Below are 14,719 nucleotides of genomic sequence, written 5' to 3' on the forward strand. Positions count from 1 at the left end.
ACAGATACCCGGGTACCGGGTGTTACTGATCGCCTGGCGTGACGAGCCCGGACTCATAGGCGAAGATCACGGCCTGGGCCCGGTCGCGCAGCCCCAACTTCGCCAGCACACGGCCGATATGGGTCTTCACGGTCTGCTCGGCCAGGACCAGCTTCTGCGCGATCTCCTGGTTGGACAGGCCGCGCGCGATCAGCTCAAGAACCTCGATCTCGCGCGGCGTCAGGCTCTTGAGCCGCGGAGAACGGTCCCTGCGCGTCGGGCGGGTCTTGGCGAAGTCCTCGATGAGGCGCTTGGTGACGGTCGGCGCGAGCAATGCTTCCCCGGCCGCGACGACGCGCACCGCGCTGATGAGGTCCGCCGGCGGCGCGTCCTTGAGCAGAAAGCCGGAGGCACCCGCCCGCAGCGCGGCGTACACATAGTCGTCCACGTCGAACGTGGTGAGCATGAGCACCTTGGGACGGTGCACCACCCCCGGTGGCGGGGTCAGCAGCTCGCGCGTCGCCGCCAGTCCGTCCATCTCGGGCATGCGCACGTCCATGAGCACCACATCGGGGTGGGTGGACCGGCTGACATGGACACCCTGCCTGCCGTCCGGCGCCTCGCCCACGACGTCGATGTCGCTCTGCGCGGACAGCAGCGCGGCGAACCCCGCCCGCACCATGCTCTGGTCATCGACGATGATCACGCGGATGGTCATGCGTGCTGAATTCCTTTACGCCGGAGGAGAGTCGGTCACGGTCAAGGGGAGCCGGGCCGCGACACGAAATCCCCCGGCGGGCAGCGGTCCCACGTCCAGCGTGCCGCCGACCAACCGTACGCGCTCGCGCATCCCTATCAGGCCGTGTCCCGTGCCGGTGGACTCGATGGGGGAGACGGGCTCCCTTGCCGGCCCGTTGACCACGATCACCAGCAGTGCGTCCTCGTCCAGGCCGACCGAGATCTGCGCCCGCGCCCCGGGGGCGTGCCGCACCACGTTCGCGAGCGCCTCCTGCACGATGCGGTACGCGGAGAGGTCCACCGCGGGCGGCACATCCGCCAGTTGACCCACGAGCGTCAGCTCCGGGTACGACAGCTCGGCCGGCACCCCGCCTCGTATCGTCGCCTCCACGAGCTGTTCCAAATGCGCGAGGCCGGGCTGGGGCACCAGATCGCTCTGTGTGCCCTCGCTGCGCAGGACGGCCAGGAGACGGCGCATCTCCGTCAGCGACTCGCGTGCACCCGCGGCGATGGACTCGAACTCCTCGCGCGTCTCCCCGCTCAGACCGTGGAGCCGGTAGGGCGCGGAGTCGGCCTGCACGGTGATCACCGACATGTGATGGGCCACGACATCGTGCAACTCGCGTGCGATTCGCGCCCGTTCCTCCAGCAGCGTCCGGCGGGTCCGCTCGGCTTCGCTGATCGTCTCCTGCTCGACGAGCTTGCGCTGTGTCTCGCCTCGCTCTCTCAACAGGGCACCCAGCAACAGAACTCCGCCACTCAGGACGATGAGCAGCACACCCGTGTCCTGACTGCTCCCGTCGCGGAAAGAGCCGAGGATGATGCTGACGACGACCGTGACCAGCCAGATGCCGATGAGAGTGCGGCGGCTCTCCCGCAGCGCCAGGGCTATGCACAGCACCACGTAGCCGATGACGACCATGGGCGTCCACGGCGAGGGATTGTGTGCGTCGCCCGGGAACAGCGGGATCGTGCCCAGTACGGCGGCGACGATCGTGATGTACCAAGCGGTCAGTGGACGGCCGACGGCAAGAAGCAGAGGAGCGGACTGTGCGACGGCGATGGCGCCGGCGAGGCCGCTGTTCACGCCGTAGTCGTGCGACAGGACCTGCGTCGTGACCGGGATGAGGACCACGACGAACCCGAAGGCGACCAGATACGGCAGCAGCCGCATCCAGCGCTTGGGTGCCTGGGCCAGCAGCGGCTCGGAGCGATCGCCCCCCACGGCGACCGTGAGTGCCGCACCGGCCGTGCCCAGCCTGGCGCCGGTGCTGCGCAGATCACGACCCAGCACATCACGCATGCGCCGGCGCCCCGCACGCCCGGAGTCTTCGTCCGGTGGGCGGGGGACCTGCTCGGGAGGGGGCGGTGGAGTACTCATCGCCAGATCAGCGTAGGCAATGAGGACTGTGCGTGCCGTCATACCGAGGTGCTCAACCGCACCTCATACTCAGGTATCACCGGCGGCGCCGGGTACGGCGGTCACAGCTCCGCGAGCAGTTCGGCCTTCTTCGTCGAGAACTCCGCGTCCGTGACAAGGCCCGCCTGATGCAGCTCGCCGAGATGGCGGATGCGATCGGCGATGTCCGCCGGGTCACGGCGCCCCGCCGAAGCAGTTCCGGTGTGCAACTGCCCGGCTGCCGGTGGCGCGGGACTCGTGGACCGTACAGCGGCGAGCACCGATGCGGCGAAAGGCAGTGACTCGTGCACGGGCCCGTAGCCGAGTCCGAAGACCACGGCGGCCGGATCCTGGTCGGCCTGCCCCGGCTGCCCATCGGTGGTCTCACGGTGCAGAAGGCGCAGATGCCCCTCGAAGAGCTCGGGGGAGCGCCAGTCCACTCCGCTGAGGTCCGAGACCGGGAACGTCTTGTCCCCCGCCTTCCACTTCGCGGACGACGCTCCCGTCCAGAACCAGCGGAACGAGACCGCCGCACCGTCGAAGGAGGCCTTGCCGTCGTACGCCTTGAACTGCAGCGGCGCTTCGGGTGGAGGCACCAGGTACCCGTCCGGCCAGACGTCCTCGTCGGCGACGAGCTTGCCGCGCAGTTCGTCCGCGTAGTACTCGGCGAGTGTCTCCCGCTCGGCGGGCAGCACCAGACGGTATGGGTCGCTGCCCTCCTTGAGCTGGCCCGCCGCGGCGTCCATCAACGGATCGGTGCCAGGTCTCGGCACGGCATGCAGGACCACGGTCCCGCGCTTACCAGGAGTCAGAGTCACGGCCGCAATCGCTTCCAGAGGGATGCGGCGTTCGCCGAGCGCCTGAAAGAGCTTCGGCGTACGGATCCCCCGTTCGAAGCGGATGAGCACGGAGTCCGACTCGAACTCCCAGGCGGCATGAAATCCGGCCAGTACATCACCCATGCGGCTCATCGTATGCGGCACGCGCGCCTCCGTCGCCTGTTGCGTCGGACCATCGTTTCGCTGATTTCTACGCGCGTCAGGCGGAGGCACTACCGGAAAAACCCTCCTGACAGTCGTGATCCGCGTCCGCGCAGCGCACCGATCGGTACGAGCCAGTTCCGATCTCGGCGAAGTTGCTGAGGCTCTCGGTGCCCGGTTCGAAGTAACCGGTGTGGCCCTTGGCGTCCGCTGAGGAGATGACCCGCGCCCCGAACTCCGAGGAGACCGGGTCGGCGCCGTGCCCGAGACCGCCCACCTCCATGTACGGCACGTCCTGGATCCAGTCGTCCTCGTCGCGGGCGGCCCACACGCGCGCGTGGGTGCCCAGGCCCGCAGCGTTGTCGGCCCGCATGCCCGGGCTGCCGGCCACCGCGATGTCACTCACCCGCGAGGGCAGGTGGTGCGCCGCCACACCGCACACCACGGAGCCGTAGCTGTGGCAGTACAGGGCGACGGGGGAGCGGCCGGGCAGGCCGCGCAGCATCGCGTTGAGCCGCGGAGCGCCGTCGTCGGCGCGCATCGACGTGGCGGCGTCCACGCCGAGGCCGACCGGGGCGGTGTAGTCGGCCCACGCGATGACCGCGGTACGGGTGCGCGGGCTCGCCGTGCGCTCGGCGGCGTACAGCGAGCGGGCCATGCCGACGGGAGCCGAGTACTTACGGAAGGTGCGCTGGAAAGTCAGCACATTCGTGTCGACGCCCGGCACTACGACGGAGACGCGCTGCGCCTTGTCGAGGTTGCCGAAGACCTCGGCCACACGGCCGTTGCCCATCGGGTCGAAGGCGAGGATCTTGCGGTCGGGGTCGCTCAGAAGGGCGAAGCGTTTCATGCGCCGAGCGGCGTCGGAGTGGCCGACAGTGGACAGCCGGGCGTCGTGTACGCGTTCGGCCTCGACCTTGCGGGCCTGGTCGAGGGCGATCCGGTTCGCGCGATATCGGAGCTCGACGGGTGCGCCGTTCATGTTGCCGACCGCGAGTGGATAGCGGTTGACGAGCCGACTGCGCTGGTGCGGTGGCAGCGAGGCGAAGAAGTGCGCGAGGCGGGTGGGGGAACCGTCGGGCGCGGGCAGGGCGTGACCGTTCAGGCGGCCGTGCTCCCATGCGGTGAGCGCGGTCCGGAGCGGCGATGTGACGCTCTGGTGCTGACGCACCGCGGTCCAGCCGGTGGTCGCCAACATGACGAACACGACGGCCAGCGCAAGCAGCGCGCGCCAAACGTTGAGCTGGGGGGAGGTGTCGAAGGAAGTCACTGCGGGACACCCTAGGAGAAGCGCACGGGCCCCCGTGGCTCGGGTGAGGCGGATCACGTTTTCGGCGGGTTATTTGGGTAAAAGCGGGCGCAGTTGCAGGGAAGCCTTCACGCTACGTAAGGAGGCGAAGTGCCCCACGCGCGCGGGGTGCGACGGGTGTCACGTGACGGCGCCCACGTCCCTCACACTCGGTCATGAGTCCATCGCTCGCCCAACGACGGCTTCAGGTGGTCGAGGTAGGACTCGGTGAGCCGACGGATGGCGTCGACGCTCGCGTCCTCGCCCGCACCCCACAGGCGGCCCGTCATCCGCATCACCCCGCTGAACGCGGCCACCGCCACGCGCGGCCGGGGGTCGACGTCCACGTCGAGCCCCTCCCGCTCGGCGATCACGCGCGCGACCTCCTCCTCCAGCTCGATGGAGCGGCGCAGATGGGCGGCGAGCAAGGCCGGCGTCGACTCGATCATCTGGTAGGTGCGCATGTGGAGTTCGACCGGGATGACCTCCTCCACCGAGCGGCTCAGGGCCTCCCAGGTGCCCAGAACCGTGTGGCGCAGGGCCTCGAAGGGGCTCTCCTGTGCGGGACGTTCACGCAGGGCGACGACGAAACGGGACTCGACCATCTCCTGTACGGCGAAAGCGACCTCCTCCTTGTTCGCGAAATAGCGGAAGAAGGTGCGCTGGGAGACCTCACAGGCTTCGGCGATCTCATCGACCGTGGTGCGGTCGAATCCCTGCGAGGTGAAGAGCTCAAGGGCGGAGCGCAGCAGCGCGTTCCGGGTGCGCTGCTTCTTGAGTTCACGCAGGTTCAATCGCGTCGCCATGGTCCTCTTTCTTGCTGTTTGTACTACCCATCGTAGTGTGAGCGACGTGACAGTTACCGACTTGTGAAATGCTTTGTCAACTGTCAGGGACTGTCACTAGCCTCGAACGTATGACTAGTCAGACCACTGTCGACAAGGCGAACCGGGTTCCGGAGCCCGACCCCGTCCCGGCACCGGCCAAGGGGCTGCGCGGCCACCCCTGGCTGACCCTCTTCTCCGTCGCGATCGGCGTGATGATGGTCGCCCTCGACGGCACCATCGTCGCCATCGCCAATCCGGCCATTCAGAAGGACCTAGGCGCGAGCTTCGCCGACGTCCAGTGGATCACCAACGGCTACTTCCTCGCCCTCGCGGTCACGCTCATCACCGCGGGCAAGCTCGGCGACCGGTTCGGGCACCGGCAGACCTTCCTCATAGGCGTGGTCGGGTTCGCCGCCGCCTCCGGGGCCATCGGCCTGTCCCACAGCATCGCGTTCGTCGTCACGTTCCGCGTGTTCCAGGGTCTGTTCGGCGCGCTGCTCATGCCCGCCGCGCTCGGACTGCTGCGCGCCACCTTCCCCGCCGAGAAGCTGAACATGGCGATCGGCATCTGGGGCATGGTCATCGGCGCGTCGACCGCGGGCGGCCCCATCCTCGGCGGTGTGCTCGTGGAGCACGTCAGCTGGCAGTCCGTCTTCTTCATCAACGTTCCCGTGGGCGTCCTCGCGCTCGTCCTGGGGCTCGTGATCCTCCTGGACCACCGCGCCAAGAACGCGCCGCGGTCCTTCGACATCCCCGGCATCCTGCTGCTGTCCGGCGCGATGTTCTGCCTGGTCTGGGCCCTCATCAAGGCGCCTGCGTGGGGCTGGGGCGATGGCCTGACGTGGACGTTCCTCGCGGCGGCCGTGCTGTGCTTCGTCGTGTTCGCGCTCTGGGAGACGCGCGTCGCCGAGCCGCTCATCCCGCTGGGTCTGTTCCGTTCCGTGCCGCTGTCGGCCGGTGTGGTGCTGATGGTGCTCATGGCCATCGCGTTCATGGGCGGCCTGTTCTTCGTCACCTTCTACCTGCAGAACGTGCACGGCATGAGCCCGATCGACAGCGGTCTGCATCTGCTGCCGCTGACCGGCATGATGATCGTCGCCTCGCCGCTGGCCGGCGCGATGATCACGAAGGTCGGCCCTCGCATCCCGCTCGCGGGCGGTATGGCGTGCACGGCCATCGCGATGTACGGCATGTCCACGCTGGAGGCAGGCACCGGAAGCGGCATCATGTCCGTCTGGTTCGGTCTGCTCGGCCTCGGTCTCGCGCCGGTCATGGTGGGCGCCACCGAAGTCATCGTGGGCAACGCGCCGATGGAGCTGTCCGGTGTCGCCGGTGGACTCCAGCAGGCCGCCATGCAGATCGGTGGCAGCCTCGGCACCGCCGTCCTCGGCGCCGTCATGGCGTCGAAGGTGGACAACGACCTCGCGGGCAACTGGGCGGACGCCAAGCTCCCGCCGCTCTCGTCCAGCCAGTTGGACCAGGCGTCCGAAGCCGTCCAGGTCGGCGCGGCGCCGGTGCCGCCCGGCACGCCGGCCGCAATCGCCGAGAAGATCACGGGCGTCGCGCACGACACCTTCATCTCCGGCATGAGCCTGGCCTGCCTGGTCGCCTCGGGGGTCGCGGTCGTCGCGGTTCTCGTCGCGATGCTGACCAAGCGTGGTGCCAACGCGGACGCCGCGGCGGGCGCCGCGCACATCTGACACCGACGGTCCCGCGTCCGAAGCCCGGCCCATGGGCTTTGGACGGCGCCGTCCTCAGCCGTGCGCAAGGTGCTGAAACCGCTCTTGTGAGGGAAGCCCCCGGGAACTATCCGGGGGCTTTCGCTTATCCGAGTGACGTCCATCGGAAGCCCTTCCCGGAACCGGATCCGCCGGGCCAAAGTGTGTGTCAAGCGATCAGCCGCGACCGCAACTGGTCGACATGACACGGGGGTTCAAACACGTGAGTACGTCCATGCCCATGCACATTCCGTTGACCAAGACCGTCACCTTCACCGTTGCCGCAGCCGCATTGGCCGCGATGGCTCTCACTCCCGGCCTTGCCACAGCGGCGGCGCCACCGACACTCGGCGACTGCGGGGCGGGGGAGCTGTGCCTGTGGGGCAAGACCGGGTTCAAGGGGCCCCGGCACACCTACGAGCTGGCCGGGATCGACATCGAGAGCTGCGTCGCGCTGCCGGAGGGGAGCAGCGCGGCGTCCCTCGCGAATCGGACCGGTCGTCCCGTCACCACCTACCAGTCCGTGGAGTGCGGGGAGACCGGGGAGTTCCAGACCTATCCCGGCAGCGGTACCTGGGAGCCCGAATCGCCTTACCGGGCGCGGGCGTTCAAGGTCTGGGAAAGATGAGCAAAAGGGGGTGCCGGTGGCGGTAGACGCCGGGAGACGGGGTACTCGATTCATCGCCCGAGTCCGGACGAACTCGAGGAGTGATGATGGCGGGCTTCGGTCACACCACGCGCAAGCACCCCCGTTCACGCGGCCGCGCAGGATCGCGGAGCGGGCCGGACCGCGCGTCGCTCGGAATCATCGGACTCATCTGCGCGATCGCCGGGTTCTTCGTCCTGGGGATCGTGCTGGGGCCGGTCGCCGTCGTCTGCGGTTGGCTGGCCATGGGCCGACGCTGGACCGGTACGCAGTCGGTGCCGGCGCTGGTCGCCCTCGTTCTCGGCGCGATCGACACGCTGCTCGCGATTGTCTGGCTGGCCTCAGCGACCGGCTCGGCGGCGGGTGGACTGTTCTGAGTCCGAGTACGAGCGACTGACCGCTCCGAGCGGGAACTCGACGCGGCCCCGGGGTAGTTCCCGGGGTCGTCCGCCGAGGAGCCTGTGTCACCGGCGTGCCTCGCATCTCGGGTCACCTGCGTCATGAGTTGCGCTCCCGCACTCAAGGGACCCGCATCGCCGGCGTGTGGCATAGCTGGTGTCACCTGCACCGCTGGCGCGGGACGTAGCTGGCGTCACCCGCACCGCTGGCGCGGGACGTAGCTGGCGTCACCCGCACTGCGGGCGTGCGGCGTAGTTGGTGTCACCTGGCACCACCGGCGTGCGCCGCATCCGGTCTCACCCGCATCGCCAACGGGCGCCGCACCCGGCCCCACCCGCATCGCTGGCGTGCCGCGTGCCCCGGTTTCACCCGCATCGCCAACGGGCGCCGCACCCGGCCCCGCCCCGTAACGCTGGCGTGCCGCGCGCTCGGTCCCACCCGCATCACCAACGGGTGCCGCACCCGGCCCCACCTGCACGCACCGCCCACAGCCGCCGCACCAAACGCCCCCGGCGCCGCAGAGCCCGAAACGCCAAAAGGCGGCGAGACCAACGGCCCCACCGCCCTGGAACAGCCCGCTCCTACAAACTGCCCCTACGAGACCGCCCTGCACGGGCCGCCCCCAAAGACCGTCCCCGGGGATCGCCCTGCACGGGCCGCCCCCAACAGACCGCCCCCAGGGATCGCCCTGCACGGGCCGCCCCCAACAGACCGCCCCCAGGGACCGCCCCGTACGGGCCGCCCCCAACAGACCGCCCCCAGGGACCGCCCCGTACGGGCCGCCCCCAACAGACCGCCCCCACAAACCGCTACGCGTCGCCCCCGGCCGCTCCCGGGTCCGCGGCCATGACGTCCAGCAACTGGTAGCGGTCGATCGCCTGCTTCAGGATCGACCGGTCGACCTTCCCCTCACGCGCCAGCTCCGTGAGGACCGCGACCACGATCGACTGCGCGTCGATGTGGAAGAAGCGGCGCGCGGCACCCCGGGTGTCGGCGAAGCCGAACCCGTCGGCGCCGAGCGACTGGTACGTGCCGGGCACCCAGCGGGAGATCTGGTCGGGCACGGACCGCATCCAGTCCGAGACCGCGATGAAAGGACCTTGTGAACCGGACAGCTTCTGAGTGACGTAAGGCGTGCGCTGCTCCTCCTCGGGGTGCAGCAGGTTGTGCCGCTCCACGTCCACCGCCTCGCGGCGCAGTTCGTTCCAGGAGGTCGCGGACCAGACGTCGGCCCGCACGTTCCACTCCTGGGCGAGGATCTGCTGGGCCTCGATGGCCCAGGGGACGCCGACACCGGAGGCCATGATCTGCGCGGGGATCGTGCCCGAACTCCCGGTGCTTATGCGATGGATGCCCTTGAGGATGCCCTCGACGTCGACGTCGGCCGGTTCCGCGGGGTGCTGGATCGGCTCGTTGTAGACGGTGAGGTAGTAGAAGACGTTCTCGCCGGGCTGGCCGTCGGCGGTCGGGCCGTACATCCGGCGCAGGCCGTCCTTGACGATGTGCGCGATCTCGTAGCCGTACGCCGGGTCGTAGGCGACGCAGGCGGGGTTGGTCGAGGCCAGCAACTGCGAGTGGCCGTCGGCGTGTTGAAGGCCCTCGCCGGTCAGAGTCGTGCGGCCCGCGGTCGCGCCGAGGACGAAACCGCGCGCCAACTGGTCGGCCATCTGCCAGAACTGGTCGCCGGTGCGCTGGAAACCGAACATCGAGTAGAAGACGTAGACCGGGATGAGGGGTTCGCCATGTGTCGCGTAAGCAGAGCCCGCGGCGATCAGGGACGCCGTGCAGCCGGCCTCCGAGATGCCGTCGTGGAGCATCTGTCCTGTCGGCGACTCCTTGTAGGCGAGCAGGAGTTCGCGGTCCACGGACTCGTACTGCTGGCCGAGCGGGTTGTAGATCTTCGCGCTCGGGAAGAAGGAGTCCATGCCGAAGGTGCGGTACTCGTCGGGTGCGATCAGCACGAAGCGCTTGCCGATCTCCTTGTCCCGCATGAGGTCCTTCAGGAGCCGGACGAAGGCCATGGTGGTGGCGATCGACTGCTGGCCGGACCCCTTCTTCACGGTCGCGTACGTCTTGTCGTCCGGAAGCTGGAGCGGCTTCGCGCGGACGACACGGGTCGGGACGTAGCCGCCGCACGACTTGCGGCGGTCGTGCATGTACTGGATCTCTTCGGAGTCGCGTCCCGGGTGGTAGTACGGCGGGGCGCCGCCCTCCAGTTGTGCGTCGGAGATCGGGATGTGCAGGCGGTCGCGGAAGCCCTTCAGGTCGTCGACCGTCAGCTTCTTCATCTGGTGCGTGGCGTTGCGGCCCTCGAAGTTCGGGCCGAGGGTCCAGCCCTTGACCGTCTGCGCGAGGATGACCGTCGGCTGGCCCTTGTGCTCCTTGGCCGCCGTGAACGCCGCGAAGATCTTCTTGTGGTCGTGCCCGCCGCGGCCCAGGTGCAGGATCTGGTCGTCGGTCATGTTCTCGACCATGGCGCGCAGGCGGTGGTCGTCGCCGAAGAAGTGCTGGCGGATGTAGGAGCCGGGTTCGGTGGCGTAGGTCTGGAACTGGCCGTCGGGGGTGGTGTTCAGCCTGTTGACCAGGACGCCGTCGCGGTCCTGCGCGAGCAGCGGGTCCCAACTGCGGTCCCAGACCAGCTTGATGACGTTCCAGCCGGCGCCGCGGAACTGGGACTCCAGCTCCTGAATGATCTTGCCGTTGCCGCGCACCGGGCCGTCGAGGCGCTGCAGGTTGCAGTTGACGACGAAGGTGAGGTTGTCGAGGCCCTCACGGGCGGCGATGGAGAGCTGACCGAGGGACTCGGGCTCGTCCATCTCGCCGTCGCCGAGGAAGGCCCACACGTGCGACTTGGAGGTGTCGGCGACGCCACGGGCCTCCATGTAGCGGTTCATCCGCGCCTGGAAGATCGCGCCGAGCGGGCCGAGGCCCATGGAGACGGTGGGGAACTCCCAGAAATCCGGCATGAGACGCGGATGCGGGTACGAGGAAAGCCCGTTGGGCGCCTTCGACTTCTCCTGGCGGAACGCGTCGAGCTGGTCCTCGGTGAGGCGGTCCAGGAGATACGCGCGGGCATAGATGCCGGGCGAGGCATGGCCCTGGAAGAAGATCTGGTCGCCGCCGTCGCCCTCGTCCTTGCCGCGGAAGAAGTGGTTGAAGCCCACGTCGTACAGCGACGCCGAGGAAGCGAACGTGGCGATGTGGCCGCCGACGCCGATGCCGGGGCGCTGGGCGCGGGAGACCATCACCGCGGCGTTCCACCGCGTGGCGTTGAGGACCTTGCGCTCGATCTCCTCGTTGCCGGGGAAGAACGGTTCGTCCTTGGTGGCGATCGTGTTGATGTAGTCCGTGCTGCGCATCTCGGGCACGGCCACACGCTTCTCGCGGGCCCGCTCGATCAGCCGGAGCATCAGGTAGCGGGCTCGCTCGCGGCCGCGCTCGTCGACTGCCGCGTCAAGGGAGTCGAGCCACTCCTGAGTCTCTTCTGGATCGAAGTCCGGGACCTGACTGGGAAGACCGCCAATGATGATCGGGTTGCGATCGGATCCGGAAACCACGCTGTTCCTTCACTGTCGGTGATGCCACTGTTCCACTGTCGGGTACGCCGTCGGTACGCCGTTGTCCATCGTGTACCTCATCGTGTACCTCGGAATCGGAATCGTCATCTCTACCGAGAGGTAAAACAGAGGTCCGGCGGGCGGCGGGTGAGCAGCTGTGAACAAATCACCCCGTTATGCCCATCTCGAGCAGGTGTTCTGTGGGGCTGTTCGGCCCTGGTTACGCTGTGTGCGGGAGCAGGGCGGGCAAACCCGGCAGAATGCTGTGGCGTACATCACCGGCCTGCGGGAATCCTTGACAGGAGTTGTGGTGGCACGGCCTGGAACGTCACCGTTTCGGCGGTCTCGACGGCCGGGTACTTGCGCGATCCGTCGCGCACGTGTGGACTACGGCCAACGCTTCGCGCGTGCGCGATGCTGCAGACAACTTCGTAAACATGATCAGGAGGCAATCCGTGAGCGCGACCGCGGACCACGCGGAGACGAACCTTGCCGTAAGGCTGGGTTTCCAGACCGACATGGTGGTCCAGGAGATCGGCTACGACGAGGACGTCGATCAGGAGCTCCGTGAGGCCATCGAGGCCACAACCACCACAGAGCTCGTCGACGAGGACTATGACGACGTGGCTGATGCCGTGGTGCTCTGGTTCCGTGAGGACGACGGGGACCTTACTGATGCGCTGGTGGACACCACCACGTACATCGAAGACGGCGGTTACATCCTGCTTCTGACGCCGAAGACCGGCCGGGACGGGTACGTCGAGCCGAGTGAGATCGGTGAGGCTGCCACGACCGCCGGGCTCTCGCAGACCAAGGGCGTCAGCGTGGGCAAGGACTGGACCGGGAGCAGGCTGGTGACGCCCAAGACGGCGGCCAAGAAGCGGTAAGCCGTCCCGGCGGAACGGGATACCCCAGGTGAGGCCCCGCGGGCGCGAGAGTGCGCCCGCGGGGCCTCACGCATGCGCATGGGCCGGCAGCCGGTGACGGGCCCTTTTCCGTCGCCAACTAGGGTGAAGCCACCCGAACAGCCCCACCGAAGGGAAGCTTCACCATGGCGATCGAGGTCGGCACCAAGGCTCCGGATTTCGAGCTCAGGAATCAGCACGGGGAGACCGTGAAGCTCTCGGACTTCCGCGGCGAGAAGAACGTGGTGCTGCTCTTCTACCCGTTCGCTTTCACCGGGGTCTGCACGGGCGAGCTGTGCGCGCTCCGCGACGAGCTGCCCAAGTTCGTCAACGACGACGTGCAGCTGCTCGCCGTTTCGAACGATTCCCCGTTCACGCTGCGGGTATTCGGCGAGCAGGAGGGGCTCGAGTACCCCCTGCTGAGCGACTTCTGGCCGCACGGCGAGGCGTCGCGCGCGTACGGCGTCTTCGACGAGGAGAAGGGCTGCGCGGTGCGCGGCACCTTCATCATCGACAAGGAGGGCGTGGTCCGCTGGACCGTCGTCAACGGCCTGCCGGACGCCCGTGACCTGAACGAGTACGCGAAGGCGCTCGAAACCCTCTGAGCACCGCCGCGGCGCTCGTTCGAGCGCTCCTGGGGTACGACACCCGGCAGGAAGCCTCGCCGGGGACGGGAACCCCTCACTAGGATCCAGACGTTGATCCGATACCAGACGCACTACGGGGCTCCCCGCCCCTACAGACCATAGGGAGGACTCGTGGGAGTCAGCCTCAGCAAGGGCGGCAACGTATCGCTGAGCAAGGAGGCCCCTGGCCTCACGGCGGTCGTCGTGGGCCTGGGTTGGGATGTTCGCACCACCACCGGTACGGACTTCGACCTCGATGCCAGCGCCATTCTGATTAACGCGGAGGGCAAGGTCCGCAACGACCAGGACTTCGTGTTCTTCAACAACCTGAAGAGCGCGGACGGCTCGGTCGAGCACACCGGTGACAACACCACCGGTGAGGGCGAGGGCGACGACGAGCAGGTCAAGGTCGACCTCGCGACGGTTCCGGCCGACGTCGACAAGATCGTGTTCCCGGTCTCGATCTACGACGCCGAGAACCGCCAGCAGTCCTTCGGCCAGGTGCGCAACGCGTTCATTCGCGTCGTGAACCAGGCGGGCGGCACCGAGATCGCCCGCTACGACCTCTCCGAGGACGCCTCCACCGAGACCGCCATGGTCTTCGGTGAGCTGTACCGGAACGGGGCGGAGTGGAAGTTCCGCGCCGTCGGCCAGGGCTACGCCTCGGGTCTGCGCGGCATCGCGCAGGACTTCGGCGTCAACGTCTGAGCCGAAGCGCACCACCACGCTCACCCGTCCGGCGCCGCACTCCTTCAGTGCGGCGCCGGACGTGCTCGACAACAGCACTGCCTACACGCGGGGAGGATCACGATCATGGGCGTCACGCTCGCCAAGGGGGGCAATGTCTCCCTCTCCAAGGCCGCACCGAATCTCACCCAGGTCCTGGTCGGGCTCGGCTGGGACGCGCGTTCCACCACCGGGGCCGACTTCGACCTGGACGCCAGCGCGCTGCTGTGCAGTGGCGGCCGGGTCATGGGCGACGAATGGTTCATCTTCTACAACCAGCTCAAGAGCCCCGACGGCTCGGTCGAGCACACCGGGGACAACCTCACGGGTGAGGGCGAGGGTGACGACGAGTCGATCATCGTGGACCTGGCCACCGTGCCGGCCGGCTGCGACAAGATCATCTTTCCTGTCTCGATCCATGACGCGGACAACCGCGGGCAGACCTTCGGCCAGGTCAGCAACGCTTTCATCCGTGTCGTGAACCAGGCGGACGGCCAAGAGCTCGCCCGCTACGACCTCTCCGAGGACGCTTCCACCGAGACCGCGATGATCTTCGGTGAGCTGTACCGCTACGGCGGGGAGTGGAAGTTCCGTGCAGTCGGGCAGGGGTACGCGTCCGGTCTGCGCGGCATCGCTCTAGACTTCGGAGTCAACGTTTCATAAAGCGTTCCTAAAGCCGTGCACGGAGCGGGGGAGCCCCGTACAACCAGCACGGGGAAACCCGTACACACGATGGGGTTAGTCAGTGGTTCTGAAAACCTTCGGCTGGTCGTTCGCGATCACCGTGCTCGGATTGATCGCGGCGGTGTTCTACGACGGATGGACCGCGCTGGGGCTCGTCGCGATCCTCGCCATCATGGAGATCTCGCTCTCCTTCGACAACGCGGTGGTCAACGCCGGGATCCTGAAGAAGATGAATGCCTTCTGGCAG

13 protein-coding genes and 1 pseudogene are annotated in these 14,719 nt (G+C 68.0%); 8 read left to right on the top strand and 6 right to left on the bottom strand.

Annotated features, from left to right (window positions below; genetic code table 11):
* Positions 1-22: 22 nt before the first annotated feature.
* The 5 genes from ABD366_RS39845 to ABD366_RS39865 form a co-directional block, all read right to left on the bottom strand.
* Entirely contained in the window at positions 23-697 is a 675-nt protein-coding gene (locus tag ABD366_RS39845) for a response regulator transcription factor (RefSeq protein ID WP_324776018.1), read from the bottom strand.
* A 15-nt stretch (positions 698-712) separates the two neighbouring features.
* Positions 713-2,098: a sensor histidine kinase gene (locus ABD366_RS39850; protein WP_324776020.1), complete on the bottom strand. Its 1,386-nt coding sequence runs from the start codon at positions 2,096-2,098 to the stop codon at positions 713-715.
* A gap of 101 nt (positions 2,099-2,199) precedes the next feature.
* Positions 2,200-3,078, bottom strand: a complete 879-nt coding sequence (locus ABD366_RS39855; RefSeq protein WP_324776022.1) for a DUF4429 domain-containing protein — start codon at positions 3,076-3,078, stop codon at positions 2,200-2,202.
* 76 nt (positions 3,079-3,154) lie between these two features.
* Entirely contained in the window at positions 3,155-4,366 is a 1,212-nt protein-coding gene (locus ABD366_RS39860) for an alpha/beta hydrolase (RefSeq protein WP_324776024.1), read from the bottom strand.
* A 182-nt stretch (positions 4,367-4,548) separates the two neighbouring features.
* The gene (locus tag ABD366_RS39865; protein ID WP_324776026.1) at positions 4,549-5,190 is read right to left on the bottom strand and encodes a TetR/AcrR family transcriptional regulator; all 642 of its coding nucleotides are present in this window, start codon (positions 5,188-5,190) and stop codon (positions 4,549-4,551) included.
* Positions 5,191-5,300: 110 nt separating this feature from the next.
* Between ABD366_RS39865 and ABD366_RS39870 the strand changes: the two genes are divergently transcribed.
* The 3 genes from ABD366_RS39870 (at position 5,301) to ABD366_RS39880 (ending at position 7,952) form a co-directional block, all read left to right on the top strand.
* On the top strand, positions 5,301-6,911 hold the full coding sequence (locus ABD366_RS39870) for an MFS transporter (RefSeq protein WP_324776028.1): 1,611 nt from the start codon (positions 5,301-5,303) through the stop codon (positions 6,909-6,911).
* A 259-nt stretch (positions 6,912-7,170) separates the two neighbouring features.
* The gene (locus ABD366_RS39875; RefSeq protein ID WP_324776030.1) at positions 7,171-7,557 is read left to right on the top strand and encodes a peptidase inhibitor family I36 protein; all 387 of its coding nucleotides are present in this window, start codon (positions 7,171-7,173) and stop codon (positions 7,555-7,557) included.
* Positions 7,558-7,640: 83 nt separating this feature from the next.
* Positions 7,641-7,952 carry a small hydrophobic protein gene (locus ABD366_RS39880; RefSeq protein WP_324776032.1) on the top strand — a complete coding sequence of 104 codons (312 nt, stop codon included), beginning with the start codon at positions 7,641-7,643 and terminating at the stop codon, positions 7,950-7,952.
* A gap of 831 nt (positions 7,953-8,783) precedes the next feature.
* Here ABD366_RS39880 and aceE read toward each other — a convergent pair.
* On the bottom strand, positions 8,784-11,531 hold the full coding sequence (aceE, locus tag ABD366_RS39885; protein WP_324776034.1) for a pyruvate dehydrogenase (acetyl-transferring), homodimeric type: 2,748 nt from the start codon (positions 11,529-11,531) through the stop codon (positions 8,784-8,786).
* 455 nt (positions 11,532-11,986) lie between these two features.
* Between aceE and ABD366_RS39890 the strand changes: the two genes are divergently transcribed.
* From ABD366_RS39890 to ABD366_RS39910, 5 genes and pseudogenes are all read left to right on the top strand, one after another.
* On the top strand, positions 11,987-12,418 hold the full coding sequence (locus tag ABD366_RS39890) for a DUF3052 domain-containing protein (RefSeq protein ID WP_324776036.1): 432 nt from the start codon (positions 11,987-11,989) through the stop codon (positions 12,416-12,418).
* A 164-nt stretch (positions 12,419-12,582) separates the two neighbouring features.
* On the top strand, positions 12,583-13,041 hold the full coding sequence (locus tag ABD366_RS39895; protein WP_324776038.1) for a peroxiredoxin: 459 nt from the start codon (positions 12,583-12,585) through the stop codon (positions 13,039-13,041).
* A gap of 153 nt (positions 13,042-13,194) precedes the next feature.
* Positions 13,195-13,770: a TerD family protein gene (locus ABD366_RS39900; protein WP_324776040.1), complete on the top strand. Its 576-nt coding sequence runs from the start codon at positions 13,195-13,197 to the stop codon at positions 13,768-13,770.
* A 105-nt stretch (positions 13,771-13,875) separates the two neighbouring features.
* The gene (locus ABD366_RS39905; protein WP_324776043.1) at positions 13,876-14,451 is read left to right on the top strand and encodes a TerD family protein; all 576 of its coding nucleotides are present in this window, start codon (positions 13,876-13,878) and stop codon (positions 14,449-14,451) included.
* 82 nt (positions 14,452-14,533) lie between these two features.
* Positions 14,534-14,719 (top strand): annotated as a pseudogene (locus tag ABD366_RS39910) (DUF475 domain-containing protein); the annotation flags it as partial.

It is taken from the genome of Streptomyces kunmingensis (genome assembly GCF_039533535.1).
In the GTDB taxonomy this organism is placed as follows: Bacteria; Actinomycetota; Actinomycetes; order Streptomycetales; family Streptomycetaceae; genus Streptomyces; species Streptomyces kunmingensis.

Bases quoted from the DNA above. Each gene is read 5' to 3' on its own strand.
- ABD366_RS39855 (WP_324776022.1), bottom strand. From the start codon at position 3,078: ATGGGTGATGTACTGGCCGGATTTCATGCCGCCTGGGAGTTCGAGTCG.
- ABD366_RS39880 (WP_324776032.1), top strand. From the start codon at position 7,641: ATGATGGCGGGCTTCGGTCACACCACGCGCAAGCACCCCCGTTCACGC.
- ABD366_RS39845 (WP_324776018.1), bottom strand. From the start codon at position 697: ATGACCATCCGCGTGATCATCGTCGATGACCAGAGCATGGTGCGGGCG.
- ABD366_RS39850 (WP_324776020.1), bottom strand. From the start codon at position 2,098: ATGAGTACTCCACCGCCCCCTCCCGAGCAGGTCCCCCGCCCACCGGAC.
- ABD366_RS39895 (WP_324776038.1), top strand. From the start codon at position 12,583: ATGGCGATCGAGGTCGGCACCAAGGCTCCGGATTTCGAGCTCAGGAAT.
- ABD366_RS39865 (WP_324776026.1), bottom strand. From the start codon at position 5,190: ATGGCGACGCGATTGAACCTGCGTGAACTCAAGAAGCAGCGCACCCGG.
- ABD366_RS39870 (WP_324776028.1), top strand. From the start codon at position 5,301: ATGACTAGTCAGACCACTGTCGACAAGGCGAACCGGGTTCCGGAGCCC.
- ABD366_RS39905 (WP_324776043.1), top strand. From the start codon at position 13,876: ATGGGCGTCACGCTCGCCAAGGGGGGCAATGTCTCCCTCTCCAAGGCC.
- ABD366_RS39875 (WP_324776030.1), top strand. From the start codon at position 7,171: ATGCACATTCCGTTGACCAAGACCGTCACCTTCACCGTTGCCGCAGCC.